Origin of the sequence: Brevundimonas faecalis, assembly GCF_040549405.1 — a bacterium.
GTDB classification, from domain to species: Bacteria; Pseudomonadota; Alphaproteobacteria; order Caulobacterales; family Caulobacteraceae; genus Brevundimonas; species Brevundimonas faecalis.
The window spans coordinates 179314-194010 of sequence record NZ_JBEPTF010000005.1 but is presented as its reverse complement, the minus strand read 5'-3'; the positions used below and the strand labels follow the sequence as shown (position 1 = coordinate 194010).

The window sequence follows — 14697 nt, the reverse complement described above, 5'->3', positions numbered from 1 at the left end:
CATCCGCGCCACCGCATGGGCCGAGAAGACACCCCTCATGCAACTCGACTACGACGACTGCTGGAACGGCTTCGAAAAGGGAGATGTCGCGTGAGCCGTCTGGACGAAACCCATGATCCGGCGCGCGTCAGCTGGGTGGAAGGCGCTGACGGCCATCCCGACTTTCCCATCCAGAACCTGCCCCTGGGCGTCTTCTCCCTCGATGACGCTCCACGCGGCGGCGTCGCCATCGGAGACTTCATCCTCGACCTGGCGGCCCTGGCCGACAGCGGCCTGCTGTCGTGCGAAGCGCAGGAGGCGGCGCGCGCCGCGTCCGGCCCCGAACTCAACGCCCTTCTGGAAGGCGGCGGGGCGCCCCGCCGCGCCCTGCGTCGCCGGATTTCGGACCTGCTGTCCGACCCCGCCCAGCGCGAGCGCGTCGAGCCCATGCTGCATAGGACGAACGACTGCCGCATGCACCTGCCAGCCCGGATCGGCGACTACACCGACTTCTACGTCGGCATACATCACGCCCTGAACGTCGGTCGCCTGTTCCGGCCCGACGCGCCCCTGCTGCCCAACTACAAGCATGTGCCGATCGGCTACCACGGCCGGGCCTCGTCGGTTCGTCCGACGGACGCCCCCGTGATCCGCCCCTCGGGTCAGTTGAAGGCGGCTGACGCCGATCCGATCTTCGCTCCCTCTCGTCGCCTCGATTTCGAGTTGGAGCTGGGCGCCTGGATCGGCGGCGGCTCCGGGCTGGGCCGTCCCATTCCCCTGGCGGAGGCGGAGCGCCATCTCGCCGGCCTCTGCCTGCTGAACGACTGGTCGGCGCGCGACATCCAGGCCTGGGAATATCAGCCGCTCGGCCCCTTCCTCTCCAAGAACTTCCTGACCACCGTCTCGCCCTGGGTCGTGACCGCCGAGGCCCTGGAGCCCTATCGCACGGCGCCCGAACCGCGCCCCGCCGGCGATCCCGCGCCCCTGCCCTATCTGGACGACCCGACCGACCGCGCGCGCGGCGGCTTCGCCATCGATCTCGAGGTGCGGATCTCGACGCGGAAGATGCGCGAGGAAGGGATCGAGGACCTGGTCCTCAGCCGGTCGCACGCCCGGCACATGTACTGGACCGTGGGTCAGATGATCGCGCACCACGCCTCGAACGGATGCGACCTGCGCTCGGGCGACCTGCTGGGCACCGGCACCCTGTCGGCGCCGACGGCGGATGGTTTCGGCAGCTTGCTGGAACTCACCCGCGGCGGCGCGGAGCCTTTGAGCCTGCCCAACGGCGAGACCCGCGCCTTCCTGGAGGACGGCGACGAGATCGCCCTGTCCGGCCGTCTCAGCGCGCCTGGCTTCGTGAACCTGGGCTTCGGCGAATGCCGTGGACGGGTGGTCGCCGGTTGACGATGAAGGAGCCGGCGTGATCAAGCCGACCCCTTCGCCTAGTCTTATCGACCCGCTTCCAGGGTTTCGACGCGCGCCACGCCGTCTGCGCCCTTGGTCAGGCGGAAGGCATCCAATTCGCGCCCGGTCGCCGTAAAGGCGCGATAGACGACGGCCTCGGGCGAGACCTCCAGCGTCTGGAAGGTCTGGGTTCGCGAGGCGGATCGCGCCGCCCAGCCCAGGTCAGCGACCGGATACATCTTAGGTCCGGCGACCGAAACGACATAGGTCGAGCCCTGCTCGGACGGATGGTCCGGCCCGGCGTTGGTCATCGGTCCCGTGCCGATGGCGCCCCGCGCATAGCCATGGTCGTGGGCCTGCAGCACCAGATCGACGCCATACCTGTCGATCAAGGGCTTCAGGGCGTCGCGCACACGAGCGTTGTCGCGATCCGGGTCGATCGAAAACAGCGGGAAGTGAAGGAACAGCACCGTCCAGCGGTTGGGATTGTCCGCCAGAAGTCCGTCCAGCCAGCGCACCATCTCGGCCCTCATGGCCTCGTCGCCATGGAACAGGGGCGCATCGACCGAGATCAGGCGCAGGCCCTGATAGTCGACGGTCCAGGCCGTCTCCTTCAGCTTTTCGACACCCGCCGGGCCGGTTTCAGGCAGGGTGTACTGACGCCGCCACTGGGGGTTCAGCACCGGGCCGCGGCCATATTCGTGATTGCCCGGCGTCGGCATCTGCGGCGTCTGGGCGTAGAGGAAACCCCCGGCGGCGAACCATTCGCCCCATTCATTGTCGCTGTCGTGCCGATTGATCAGGTCGCCCGCGTGAATGACGAAGGCGGCGTCCCCAGCCTTGCGGAAGGCCATCCTCAGGGTGCGAGACGCCTCGCTGAGGATGTTGTTCTGCATGTCCCCCATGTAGACGAAGGTGAAGGGCTTGGCCTTGGTCGCCGCCGTGCGGAACTGCAGCCATTCCGACCAGCGCGCGCCGTCGCCGACGCGATAGGCGTAGACCGTCTCCGGCTTCAGCCCCTTCAGCACCGTGGAATGATAGGCCGCACGGAACTCGGCCGCCTCGCGCACGGCGAGGGCCGCATCGTCAGTGGCGGCGGTGACGCGGACAGCCTGAGGGATGAAGTCCGGGCCGTCCTGGGCCTCGGCGTATTCGACGAAGCCGGGCAGACCGGGCGCAGTACGCCAGGTCACGGCCATCTCATGCGCCGGATCGGCGGTCAGGTTCAGGATGATCCGTTCCGGCTGATCGGTCGGCGGGACCACCGGCCGGTCCGAAGCCTGGACGGGCGCAGGCTCGGGCCGCAAAGGCCGCTCCTGCGCCATGGCGGGTCCGCCCAGGGCCGCAAGCACGGCCCCGAGCATCAGGGCGTGGGTCGTCTTCATGCTCTTCACCCCGATCAGAAGACGTAGGTCAGACCGACCGAGATCGACCGACCGTTCTTGATGTAGGCGCGGCTGGAGCTGGTGCTGGCCCCGGCCGTGTACCAGTAGGTGTGGTTGTCGAAGAGGTTCTGGACCTGCAGCGAGGCGGTCGCCCCCTTCCACAGCTTGCGCCGCACATTCAGGTCCACGAACTCGTAGTCCTGCTCATAGGGATTGTTGCCGAAGTCCTGGATGCCTTCGAGGAATTCCGACTGATAGCTGTAGGCGGCGTAGGCCTCCCAGCCGGCGTGCTCCCAGAAGATCTGGACGTTGGCGACCGCCTCGGGCGTCTCCATCAGCGGCAGGGTGTAGCCCTGCGGGTGCCAGGAGATGCCGGTCTCCGCCTCCGACTTCTGCAACGTCAGATTCACGCTGGCGCCGAGCGCCGACAGCGGCCCCGGCAGCCAGTGGAAGACCTGCTGGGCGCTCATCTCGACACCGTAGACCCGCGCCCACTTGCCGTTGTTGGGCATGGAGACGGTCACGCCGTCAGGACTGACGTTCACGCCCGACGTCCCGTCGCGGATGTTCGACGACGAGGAACGGTACAGGAAGTTCTCGATATCCTTGTAGAAGAGACCCAGCGAATAGGCGCCCGTATCGCCGTTATAGCGCTCGATCGACAGGTCGTAGTTGACCGCCTTCATCGGCTTCAGATCCGGATTGCCCTGCTCGATGGCGACCAGAACCCATTCGCCCTTGGGATTGACCTTGCCGTCGCCGTCGGGGTCGCTGTCGTAGCCGTACTCGCGCGCCGAGGACATGCGGGCGATATCGGGGCGGGCGAAGCTGGTCCAGATAGCGGCGCGAACCTTGGTCCGGTCGTCCAGGTCATAGTTCAGGTGGACGGACGGCAGGACGTTTATGAAGTCGCTCTTGTCCGTGGCGTAGTGCGCGCCCTGAACCTCGTCCAGGATATAGGCTGAGATTTCGTTGTTGGTGTTTTCGACGCGGAGGCCGCCGATGACCTGGGCCCGACCGAAACGAGCCGTGGCCATGACATAGCCGGCCAGGATGTCCTCATTGAAGGTGAAGCTGTCCTCGCCGCTCAGTTCAGCCTTGGCCGGATCGGTGGCGAAGCCCTCGAAGAAGTCGCTGTTTCCCGCCATGGCGCGCTGCAGTTCGGCCAGCATGGCCTTGTTGTCGATGACCGTGCCCAGGCGATAGAGACCTGAATATTCGCCGCCGAACAGGCTGGTCGCCTCCTTGCCGTAGAAGCGCGAGAAGTCCGCCAGCGTGCCTTCAGCATCCAGGTCCAGGAACTCGCCGCTATAGGTCGCGCGCTCGGAGCTGTAGTATTTCCCGCCTGCCTTGACGGCTTCCAGCCAGGTCGAGACCGGGCGCCATTCGACATTGAACTGGCCCTGCCAAAGCTCTTCCTTGGCGCCCCCGACCTCGCCCGACAGGCCCGCGAAGTCATATTGGGCGTTATCGTGGATCGCCGCCATGCCGGCGTCGTTCAGCACCCATTTCGGGAAGCGGCTGTCGCCGAAGTTGGTGACCTTGACGCCCTTGTTGCCCAGCCAGCCGTACCTGTCGCTGCGGAACTCCATTTCATAGGAGTCGTCGATATTGTCCTCGGACTTGGCGTAGGACAGGTCGTAGTCGACGGTGAAATCGCCCAGGCGGCTGACCCCGCCCAGGTTGACCGAGGTCAGGGCCCCCGTCTCACGCGAACCTTCCCAGAAGCGGCGCAGGCGGAAACCCTGCGGATCCCAACGGCCCGATGCGCCGTCGAGGGAGTAATAGGAACGGGTCTTGCGATCCTTGTCGGTGATGCGGCCGTCGCCGTCCTGATCGACGATCTGCGCCGTGGTGTAGCCGTAGATATTGCCCAGCTTGGCGTCCGTTCCGACGATCATGTCCTCCGGCCGCCCCAGACCTGTCAGGCTCTTGTCGACCTGGACCAGACGCGTCGAGTTCTTGCCGGTGTCGTTGCGGAAGTTCAGACGGTTGCCGAACTCGTCCTGCGTGTATTCATTGAACTGACCGCGCAGGTGAAAGTCGTGGTTGGTCCCGCGATAGTCCAGGCTGGCGTTCACGCCGCGACGTTCGACCTCGGTCTCGCCGAAACCCAGGTCCATGCCGCGCATGACGAAGGTCTCGGTGTCCCAGCCCATGGTCTCGCTGTCGGCGTACCAGACCGGCGGCTGGTTATCGCCGTCCACGCCGTTCTGCTCGAACTGCGACTTGCGGCGCGACCAGCTGCCGGTGACGAACAAGCCCCAGTTGTCGTTGAATTGCCGGCCGAAGGAGCCGGAAATCTCGCCCGACTTCTCGTTGTCGAACTTGTCCAGCATGCCGGCCGAGGCCGACAGGACGCCGTAGACCGGATCATGATCGAAGGCGGTCGGCGTGCGGATATCGATCGACCCGCCCAGGGCGTCGCCGTCGCGATCCGGCGTCAGGCTCTTGATGACGGTGATCGAGTCGATGCCTTCCGGCGGCAGAAAGCTGAGACGGACGCCGCGATAGAAGTTGTCGTCGCGCGAACCGGCCCCGCCCATGCGGACGCCGTTCATGGTGTAGGTGTTCAACTCGGTCGACAGGCCGCGAATTGTGATGCGGTCGCCCTCGCCCGTCGTGTGGTTGCGCACGGCGTTGACGCCCGGCAGGCGCGACAGGGACTCGGCCACGTTGTTGGCCGGCAGATCGCCCATGTCGTCGGCGCTGATGACGTCGGAGATGAAGTCGGCCCGGCGCTTGGCGTCGAGCGAGCGGCGCAGGCCCGCCGCATAGCCGACGACCTCGACTTCCTCGACCTCGAAAGCTTCGGGCGAAGTCTCGCCCAGGTCCGCAGCCTGTCGCGCCACGAGGGTCAGGACCCCGCGCACCTCGCGCGCTTCCAGACCCGATCCGGCCAGCATGCGCCGCAGAGCCTCATGAGCGGTCATGGTTCCGGCAACCGCGCCGGACCGCCGTCCGCGCGTCAACGCAGGGTCGAAGACGATCTGCAATCCCGTCTCACGGGACAGGGTCCGCAACGCCTGTCCCAGATCCTGCGCGGAGATGGAGATCGACACCTGCGTCGCTGTATTGTTCGTCGCCTGCCGGGCATGGGCGGGAGCCGCGGCCGAAACCAGGACAGCCATGGCGGCCGCCGCGAGCAGGCCCGTCTTGTGGATACGCATTCGATAGTTTCCCTGCGATCGAACTTGATCGTCACGGGTTAGACGGCGACGGACGCCGCCCTGACACCTGTCATGAAAACTTGCTTCTACGGTCGCCTAACTTTTGGAAATCACGAACTGATCCGTCCCCTTGCGGGTCAGGGTCAGGCCATGAACCCCCACCATGGCGGCCAGGGCGTTTTCAGGTTGATCGGACGCCAGACGCCCGCTGACCAGAACCCGGGCAACCGCCGGGTCCGCCAGTTCGACGCGAACGCCGCTGGCGCGTTCCAGATCCTCGACCACGCTGACCAGGGTCGCGTCGTTGAACTCCAGCCAGCCCTTGGCCCAGGACGGCACGTCGGTCTCGACTTCGGGATGGGCCAGGACCGCGCGCTGGATCACGCCGCGGGACACGACCGCCCGCTCCCCAGCGCGAACACGCATGGAAATGCCCCGGTTGGAGCGCACGTCGACCGCCCCCTCGAACACGACGACCTCGATCGCCGCGCCGTCAGCCTTGGGACGCTGATCAACATTGAAGCGGGTGCCGACCGCCGTCACGCGCACCCCGTCGACCTCGACCGAGAAGGGGCGCGTCTTGTCGGGGGCCACTTCGAAAAAGCCTTCGCCCTTAAGGCGCAGACGGCGCTCGCTTTCGCCCAGCTCGACCTGAACCTCGCTCAAGCCGTTCAGCCGTACAGCAGAACCGTCCGCCAGGGCGATCGGCTGGGTCTCCCCGCGTTTGCCGACAAGCCGATCTCCACGCGGCGCCAACCCCACGCCCGCCAGGACCACGACGCCCGCCACGGCCGCCAGGCCTGCGGCCATGACCGGTTGAAACAGACGTCCCCGCCGGAACGCGCCAAAACCTCTCGGCGTCTGGGATCGAGCCGCGACCCGCTGCGTCGCCCAGACCAGGGCCGCGTCATCAAGAAGGGCTTCATGCCGACGCAGCAGTTCCGCTCGCTCAGGATGATCCTTCAGCCAGGACGTCAGCTCCGCCGCCTTCTCGGCGTTCCAGCCGGCATCCCGCCTTGCATCGGCCCATAGCGCCGCAGCTCGATCATCCCTGGCGCTCACGCGTCGTCTAGCCGGCATGGCCGCCCTCCGCTGTCCGACGCAGGGTCTGAGCGGCGCGACTATAGTGCTTCTGCGCAGCCTCAACCGACAGGTTCAGGTCCCTGGCTATGGCTTCGTAGGATTCCTCGCCCGCGCGGCGACGCACGAAAACCTCACGTCGCAGGGGCGGCATGGCTTCCAACACTCTCTGACACAGCTTCAGCCGCTCGCTCATATCCAGCGCCTCCAGCGGCGTAGCTTCCCTATCTATGGGAATATCCGTCCCGTCCAGATCATCGATCTGGATATGGACAGTCCCGCGCGCCCGATCGACCAGTATGTTGCGAGCGGCCCGTATGGCGTAGGCTAGCGGGTCGGCGATCAGGGTGTCTCGCGCCCGTGTCAGGACGCGCATGATCGCCTCCTGGGCCACATCCTCCGCATCGCCGGTCTTCGCCAACCTGCGCCGGACATAGGCCAGCAAGGCGCGATTGTGCGTCGCCAACGCCCGCCCGACTTCCTGTTCGTGACCGATCACTTGCAACGCTCCCGCCGAGCGTCGCTATAGAAGCCCCATATGACGAAGATGCTGGGTTTTCGTGTCGATTTGGATGCGCCCTCCGTGGCTGGGGGCCATCACGGCGTCAACCTTCCAGCTTCCGGAAGGGCCGAGCCAGCAGCAGCAGTCCCAGGCCGGCGATGCAGGCCGTCACCCCCATCAGGGCGAAGTAGGCCGCAGGCGTCATCCAGCTCCAGGTCGAGCCGACGACGCCCGCCAGCAGGTTGCCGGCGAAGGCGGCCAGGAACCAGGCGGCGATCATGGTGGCCGTCATCCGCGCCGGAGCAAGGCGCCCGAACAGGCCCAACCCCACCGGCAGGATGAACAACTCCCCGCTGGTCAGCAGAAGGAAGAAGACGGCCAGCCATAGCCAGTGCACCGCGTTTCCGCCCGACAGGGCGGCGATCGCCGCCAGGCCGAAGAAGGCGCCGGCGACCAGGGCCGCTCCGGTCGCCATCCGCGTCAGGGAGGAACCGCCCCTTCCCTTCCGCGCCGCTCGATCCCAGGCCGTGACCAGGATCGGCGTCAGCAGAAAGACCAGCAGCGGGTTCAGGGACTGAAACCAGGTCATGGGGATGGTCCATCCGCCCAGGCCGCGGTCGACGTCGCTGCCGATCCACAGGGCCAGGGTGTTGCCCACCTGCTCATAGGCGATCCGGAAGACCACGACGGCCAGGATCACTCCGCCGAACAGCCACAGGGATGAACGGGCCAGCCCCTCGCTCCTTCCTTGCCCGCCTTCCGATCGAGCCTTGCGCGGCGGATCCGGCGGCAGGTAGCGCCCGCCCGCCAGATAGATGGCCAGGCCCGCCGCCATGCCGACCCCGGCCAGGGCGAAGCCCCAATGCCAGCCATAGATCTCGCCCACCGCGCCGCAGGCCAGGGGCGCCATGAAGGCCCCCAGGTTCACGCCCATGTAGTAGATGTTGTAGGCGCTGCCGCGACGCGGATCGTCGGGCTTGTACAATCCCGCCACCTGCCCCGGCAGATTGGGCAGGAACAGGCCGTTGCCGATCGCGATCACCGCCAGCGCCGGATAGAAGAGGCTCTCCGAAGCCATCATGAAGTGGCCCAGGATCATGATCGCCGCGCCATAGACCACCGACCGCCTGCGCCCAAGCCATCGATCCGCCAGCACGCCGCCCGCGATAGGGGTCAGGTAGATGACGGCGGTGTAGAGGCCATAGATCAGCGACGCCCGCCCCTGCTCGATCAGCAGGGTGGTGGTCATGTAGTAGACCAGCAGGGTCCGCATGCCGAAGAAGGAGAACTTCTCCCACATCTCGGTCAGGAAGAGGACGGGCAGTCCGCGCGGCTGCCCCAGGAAGCTCTTCTCGTCGGCGACTATGCTCATGCGGCTTGGTCCTCCCCCTGACCGCGACCAGCTTTAGAAATACGCCTGAACCGTGAATCCTATGGTCCGCGGCTGGACGGTGATCCAGCTCTCCGGCGCCACTTGGCCGGCGGCGCTGGCCAGGACCCGACCGTCGTCGTCGAACAGGTTGCGCACGAAGACCGACGCCTCGATCGGACGCCCAGGCAGACGCACGCCGGCCGTCAGGTTGACCAGGTGATAGCCGCCGTACTCCCGGTTGACGGCGTTGTCCGTGTCGAAGCGCGTGTTCATCTTGCCGGTGTAGCTGTAGTCGATCCGGGCGTAGGCGTCCCGCGCCTCGAACACCGTGAAGGCCTGACGCGCGCCGGCGCTGATCTGCTCGCGCGCCACGCCCGGCACATGATCGCCGTCCTTCCAGGCCGTGAAGGGCACGTCCTCGGTCAGGGCGGAGTCCGTCAGGCCCAGGTTGCCATAGACGTCCAGAGCGTCGGTGACGGCGAAACGAACCTCCAGCTCGGTCCCGATGCTGCGCGCCTTGCCCGCATTGGTGCGGAAGGAGAAGGCGCAGGACGGCAGGCTCATCGTCGTCTGGATATCGGTCCAGTCGATGTAATAGACGCTGGCGTTCAGGGTCAGGCGGCGGTCCATGAACTGGTTCTTGGAGCCGATCTCATAGTTCCAGACCGAGTCCGAGCCGAAGCTCCCGGGCGTCTCCTTCAGTCCCAGCGTATCCAGGTCGGCCCGACACAGATCGGCGGGCACCGTGGTGTTCACCCCGCCCAGACGGAACCCCTTGGACGCCTGGACATAGAGCATGTTGTCCCGTGTGGCGTCGAAGGACAGATTGAACTTGGGCGTGATCCCGTCTTCCGAGAAATCGCCCTTGTGGCGATCGACGCCGCCGTTCAGCAGGCCCGACGAGAAGGTCTCGTATTCCTCGCTGAAATCAAAATAGCGCAGGCCCGCCGTCGCGGTCAGGCGCGGCGTGATCTTGTAGGACAACTCGCCGAAGACCGCTTTCTGCTTCTGCCGGATGTTCTGGAAGCCGTAGAAGACCTGATCCACGCCCGGAGCGCCGAAATCAGACGACGGCGCCCCCACATGGGCGTCGATGCCCGGCACGGTTCCATCCTGCATATAGTCGCGCTTGCGGTCCTGATAGAAAACGCCGGCGATGTAGCTCAGCCGCCCGTCGCCGCTGGAGGCGATCCGCAGTTCCTGTGAGAAGTCCTCGATCTCGGTCGTATCCACCAGGGGCGCAGGCGAATCCAGGCCCAGAGCCGACTCGATCAGGAACTCCAGGCTGGTGCGGTTGGTGTTCTTCTTCTTGAGGAAGGACGTCGAGGAACTGACCGAGGCCCAGCCCAAATCATAGTCCAGGGCGGCGTTGAAGATGTTGATCCGGTCGGTCAGGCCGTCGAAAGCGCGGATGTCGCGCTGGAAGGGCGCCGACTGGCTGGCCCGCGAACCCGTTTCCAGGTTGTGATGCATATAGGTCAGGTTGGCCCGCAGTTCGGGCGTCAGTTGCGCGCCCAGTTGCAGGCGAGCCCCCGTCGTCGTGGCGTCGTTCTGATTGTCCGCGCCGGTGGCCGTATTGTCGATATAGCCGCCCTGATAGGTATGATAGGCGACCGCCCGCAGGGCCACGGCGTCCGTGATCAGCGGCACATTGATCATGCCCTTGGCGCTGTAGTTGGCCTCGCCGTGGCGGGTGTGCGAGGCGGAGCCTTCGACCGAACCGGAAAAGGCGCCCAGATCCGGCTTGTTGGTGATGATGCGGATCGCGCCCCCCATGGCGCCCGAGCCGTACAGGGTTCCTTGGGGGCCGCGCAGAACCTCGACCCGCGACAGGTCGTACAGGCCCAGATCAGGGTTGAAGCCGTTCACCGAGATCGGGGTCTCGTCGATATAGACCCCGACCGTCTCCTTGTTCTGAGGCTCGTCGTTGCGGACGCCGCCGGTGGTCACGCCGCGCAGGGCGATGGTCGATAGACCCGGCCCCTGAGACACCATGGACAGGCTGGGCACAGCTGAAACCATGTCGGCCAGGCCGTTCTTGCCCGTTTCCATGATCTCGGCGCTCGACAGAGCGGCGACCGAGTTGGCCACGTCCTGAAGGTTCTGCGACCGCTTCTGCGCCGTCACGACGATATCGCCGACGACGGTCGCAGGGTCCGAAGGCGCAGCATTGGGGGCCGCCTCCGCTACCGATTGCGCCGCCGCCGGCGTCGCCGACAGGGCCAGGGCCGCCGCCAGCAAGCCCATGCTCGTATAAGTCTTGTCGCCAATCATCTTGGTTCTCCCTCCCCTGATGATCATGTCAGCCCCACAGATCCCGGCTGAAACCGGTCAGCCGCCGCCCGTCATGACGCACCGAGGCGTCCGCCGGGTTCTTCAGCAACAGGGTCACGTCCAGGTCCACGACCTCGCACAGGGTGCCCAGCACATAGGCCGGCGCCATGGCCAGACCCGACCCCATCATGCAGCCGACCATCAGCCGCATGCCCCGCGCCCGCGCCTCGCGAGCCAGCGCCAGCGCCTCGGTCAGGCCCCCGGTCTTGTCCAGCTTGATGTTGGCGAAGGCGTACCGGCCCTGCAGCCGCTTCAGGTCGCCGCGATCCTGGCAGGACTCGTCGGCGCACAACGGCACGCTTCCGACATAGCCGTCGATCTGCTCGTCCTCGCCGCGCGGCAAGGGCTGTTCGATCATGAAGACGTCCAGCGCCGCCAGTTCGGGCGCTAGGGCGTTCAGTTGGTCCAGGGTCCAGCCACCGTTGACATCGACGAACAGGCGGGTCGCCGGCAGGGTTTCACGCACGGCCCGCACGCAGGCCATGTCGTCGGGGCCGCCCAGCTTCAGCTTGATCATCCCCGCATGGCGATGGGTTCGGGCCAGACGCGCGGTCTCTTCCGGCGTCTCGATGCCGATGGTGACGTCGGAGTCCAGGGTGTCGACCGCCTTCAATCCGGTCAGTTCCCAGATGGAACGTCCCGACTGCTTGGCTTCGTGGTCCCAGAAGGCGCAGTCCAGCGCATTGCGCGCCGGGCCCGCCGGCAGTCGCCTTTGCAGTTCGATCCGATCGATCAGACCCGCCTCGATATCCGGTGCGACCGAGGCCAGATCATGAAGCACCGCCTCCGCCGTATGGCCGAACATCGGCATCGGGCAGGCTTCGCCGTGCCCCGTGACGCCGCTGCCGTCCAGGGCGACCGCCACCACGTCCATGCCGGAGATTTCGCCGAACGACACGCGGAACGGCGTCGTCAGATCCAGACGTCGCTTCAAGGCTGTGAGCTTCACGATCCCTCCCAGAACTCGTTTTGCATTCACAGCAATATTCGTGAAATTTTGCACATGGCAAGGATATAATTTGCAAAATCAGCACATAGAAAATCATGCACTGCAAAAAACACCCCGCATCCACAGGATGCGAGGCCCAAACCCTTCAGAAGCAAAAGAAAACTAGGACGTCCCCGCCCCTTCAGCGCCTTGCGGCGCAGATCGCCTATTCGTCGTCCGGCACAGGAAAGGCGGCCCAGGCCTCGCGCGAGAAGGCGCGGCTTTCAAAGGCGTCATAGCCCTTGCCGCCGCCGTGGAAGTAGGTGACCAGCACCTCGGCCGGCTGGTTGACCGCCACCACGCTGTGCCAGGCGGAGGAGTCCATGTGCAGGGCGTCGCCCTCCTCCAGAAGGACCGGGTTCTGGCCCTGGACATAGGCCACGGCGGTCCCCTTGATGACGTAGACCACCTTCTCGCCCGGGTGTCGGACGAACTCCGACTCCCAGACGCTGACGGGCTGGAAATGGAAATGCCCGCAGTCCAGCGCCCGCGCCTCGTCCGCCCCGAACAGGTAGTGGACCATGGCGTCGCAGAAGCGCTCCGGGCGTCGTTCCGGCGCGCGATCGACCGTCAGCCGCCCCGCGCTTCGGCGCGCGCCCTGCGGCGGCCCGCCGACGCGCCCCGCGCCGCCGCCCGAAGTTTCATCCTCGGCCCCGACATCGCCCAGCAGGCGCTCGACCGGCACCTCCAGCGCCTTGGCCAAGAGGTGCATCTTGTCGACCGTCAATCGCAGCCGCGTGTTCTCGATGCGCGACAGCGACGACGTCGGGATGCCGGTCAGTTGCGACACCTGCTCCAGGGTCAGCCTGCGGCTCTTGCGGATACGGCGCAGCGCCTCCCCGCCCGTTGCGGCGTCATCGTCTCCGGCAGGAACAGAGGGGCGCGTCATTCCTCTTCCCTACGGCCGCTTCGCGGCCCTGACCAGACGCAGGTCTCTGAAATTGAACGAGGGGTCCGTGCGCGGCGACACGGGCGCCATTTCAATGTCATGCACCTGGCCGCGCGGATCCACGCGGAAGTTGACATAGGCGTCGGCGTTCAACGTCCGATCCCGCCAGGCCGCGATGAAGCGGTCGCCGCCGACATGGCGCAGGCGCCCCGTCATCGCCTGCGAGCCAAGGTCCATGACCAGGCCGTCGCCTTCCAGCCGCACCTCCACCGGCCCGAACCAGGCGTCGTCATAGCGGCCGACGTATTGCGCCAGGGGCAAGGCCGGACGTTGCGCCTCGCCTTCGGCGGCGTCCGCTGATCCGGCGGCGGCCGTATCGGCCTGGGCGGCGCGAACGGCGGCGATCTCGGCGCGCCCCTGGTCGGCGACGGCGCGGACCGGATTGGGACTGAACTTCAGCGCCGCCAGTTGCTGGGCGATGGCGCGGGCCGCCCCGCTGGTCTTGTTGGTCATGACCATGACGCCGAAACCGTCGTCGGGATAAAGGCTCAGATAGCTGACCATGCCCGGCAGGCCGCCGCCGTGCTGGACCTCGCGACGCCCGAAGCTGTCCTGCACCATCCAGCCCAGGCCATAGGCGTTGAAAGTCGTTCCGGCCTGATAGGGCGAGGCCGAGCGGCCGAGCGGCATCAGGGTGACCGGGCTGAACAGATCCGCACGCCGGGCGGCGTCCAGTTCCGGCCCCTTCGCGGGATCCAGATTATAGGCCATCCACTGGGCCATGCCGCGCGCATTGCAGAAGATGCCGCCCGCCGCCAGGGTGATGTCCGGCAGGGGGAAGTCGACCGTCGTCAGCCGGCCGTCGGCATAGTCATGCGCCAGGGATCGTGCGGCGTCCGGCCCCAGACGCTTCTGGTCCGGCACGCAATTCCGCATGTCCAGACGGGTCATGAAGCGGGTCTGAATCTCATCCTGCCAGGTCCGACCCGTCACCCGTTCGATCAGGTCGCCGGCGACGATGTAGAGCAGGTTGTCATAGGCGAACTCGGTGCGGAAACTGGACTTGGGCTCGAGGTGCGCCAAGGCCTGATAGACCTGCGCCCGATTGGCCTTGCCCTCCGTCAGCATGACCAGGTCGCCGGCGTAGGGCGGCAGGCCCGAGCGATGGCTGACCAGATCGCGAATGGTGAACTCGCGCGTCACCCAGGGGTCGGACAGGCGGAATTCCGGCACATAGTCGATGACCGGGTCATCCCAGTCCAGACGTCCTTCCTGCTCCAGCAGGGCGATGGTGGTGGTGGTGAAGGCCTTGGAGATGGAGCCGATGCCGAACAGGGTGTCCGCGTCCACCGGCGTGTTCGCCCGATGGTCCGTCACTCCATATCCCTTCAGATAGGTCGGCTGGCCCGGCTGGACGACGGCGATGGCCACGCCCGGTATCTCGAACGAGGCCCGCGCCGCCTCGACCACTTCGTCGATCTGACGCTCCGTCAGGCGCCGCCCCGGCTCCGCGGCCTCGACCGCGCCGCCGACCGCACAGGCCGCGACCGCCAGGATCGCGCCGTAGTTTTTCACTCGTGACATCATGATC

General features: G+C 66.3%; 10 protein-coding genes. 1 reads left to right on the top strand and 9 read right to left on the bottom strand.

What is annotated here, in order from left to right; all coding sequences use genetic code 11:
• Positions 1–90 precede the first annotated feature (90 nt).
• Positions 91–1386, top strand: a complete 1296-nt coding sequence (gene fahA, locus ABIE19_RS16090; protein ID WP_354090246.1) for a fumarylacetoacetase — start codon at positions 91–93, stop codon at positions 1384–1386.
• A 44-nt stretch (positions 1387–1430) separates the two neighbouring features.
• Here the strand turns inward: fahA and ABIE19_RS16085 are convergent, their stop codons facing one another.
• The 9 genes from ABIE19_RS16085 to ABIE19_RS16045 all read right to left on the bottom strand — a co-directional run bounded on the left by ABIE19_RS16085 (position 1431) and on the right by ABIE19_RS16045 (position 14693).
• Positions 1431–2771, bottom strand: coding sequence for a purple acid phosphatase family protein (locus tag ABIE19_RS16085; protein WP_354090245.1), 1341 nt, complete (start codon positions 2769–2771; stop codon positions 1431–1433).
• A gap of 14 nt (positions 2772–2785) precedes the next feature.
• Entirely contained in the window at positions 2786–5941 is a 3156-nt protein-coding gene (locus tag ABIE19_RS16080; protein ID WP_354090244.1) for a TonB-dependent receptor, read from the bottom strand.
• 96 nt (positions 5942–6037) lie between these two features.
• Entirely contained in the window at positions 6038–7003 is a 966-nt protein-coding gene (locus tag ABIE19_RS16075) for a FecR family protein (protein ID WP_354090243.1), read from the bottom strand.
• A gap of 7 nt (positions 7004–7010) precedes the next feature.
• Entirely contained in the window at positions 7011–7520 is a 510-nt protein-coding gene (locus tag ABIE19_RS16070; protein WP_354090242.1) for an RNA polymerase sigma factor, read from the bottom strand.
• A 106-nt stretch (positions 7521–7626) separates the two neighbouring features.
• Positions 7627–8895 carry a peptide MFS transporter gene (locus ABIE19_RS16065; RefSeq protein WP_354090241.1) on the bottom strand — a complete coding sequence of 423 codons (1269 nt, stop codon included), beginning with the start codon at positions 8893–8895 and terminating at the stop codon, positions 7627–7629.
• A 33-nt stretch (positions 8896–8928) separates the two neighbouring features.
• On the bottom strand, positions 8929–11169 hold the full coding sequence (locus tag ABIE19_RS16060; RefSeq protein WP_354090240.1) for a TonB-dependent receptor: 2241 nt from the start codon (positions 11167–11169) through the stop codon (positions 8929–8931).
• Positions 11170–11197: 28 nt separating this feature from the next.
• Entirely contained in the window at positions 11198–12178 is a 981-nt protein-coding gene (locus ABIE19_RS16055) for a dipeptide epimerase (RefSeq protein ID WP_354090239.1), read from the bottom strand.
• A 205-nt stretch (positions 12179–12383) separates the two neighbouring features.
• Complete coding sequence (locus ABIE19_RS16050) at positions 12384–13106, bottom strand: helix-turn-helix domain-containing protein (RefSeq protein ID WP_354090238.1); 723 nt, start codon at positions 13104–13106, stop codon at positions 12384–12386.
• 9 nt (positions 13107–13115) lie between these two features.
• The gene (locus ABIE19_RS16045; protein WP_354090237.1) at positions 13116–14693 is read right to left on the bottom strand and encodes a serine hydrolase; all 1578 of its coding nucleotides are present in this window, start codon (positions 14691–14693) and stop codon (positions 13116–13118) included.
• Between the last annotated feature and the right edge of the window lie 4 nt (positions 14694–14697).

What these genes read in the sequence shown, in the direction of transcription:
- ABIE19_RS16085 (WP_354090245.1), bottom strand. Translation starts at nt 2,771, where the DNA reads ATGAAGACGACCCACGCCCTGATGCTCGGGGCCGTGCTTGCGGCCCTG.
- ABIE19_RS16080 (WP_354090244.1), bottom strand. Translation starts at nt 5,941, where the DNA reads ATGCGTATCCACAAGACGGGCCTGCTCGCGGCGGCCGCCATGGCTGTC.
- ABIE19_RS16060 (WP_354090240.1), bottom strand. Translation starts at nt 11,169, where the DNA reads ATGATTGGCGACAAGACTTATACGAGCATGGGCTTGCTGGCGGCGGCC.
- ABIE19_RS16045 (WP_354090237.1), bottom strand. Translation starts at nt 14,693, where the DNA reads ATGATGTCACGAGTGAAAAACTACGGCGCGATCCTGGCGGTCGCGGCC.
- ABIE19_RS16050 (WP_354090238.1), bottom strand. Translation starts at nt 13,106, where the DNA reads ATGACGCGCCCCTCTGTTCCTGCCGGAGACGATGACGCCGCAACGGGC.
- ABIE19_RS16065 (WP_354090241.1), bottom strand. Translation starts at nt 8,895, where the DNA reads ATGAGCATAGTCGCCGACGAGAAGAGCTTCCTGGGGCAGCCGCGCGGA.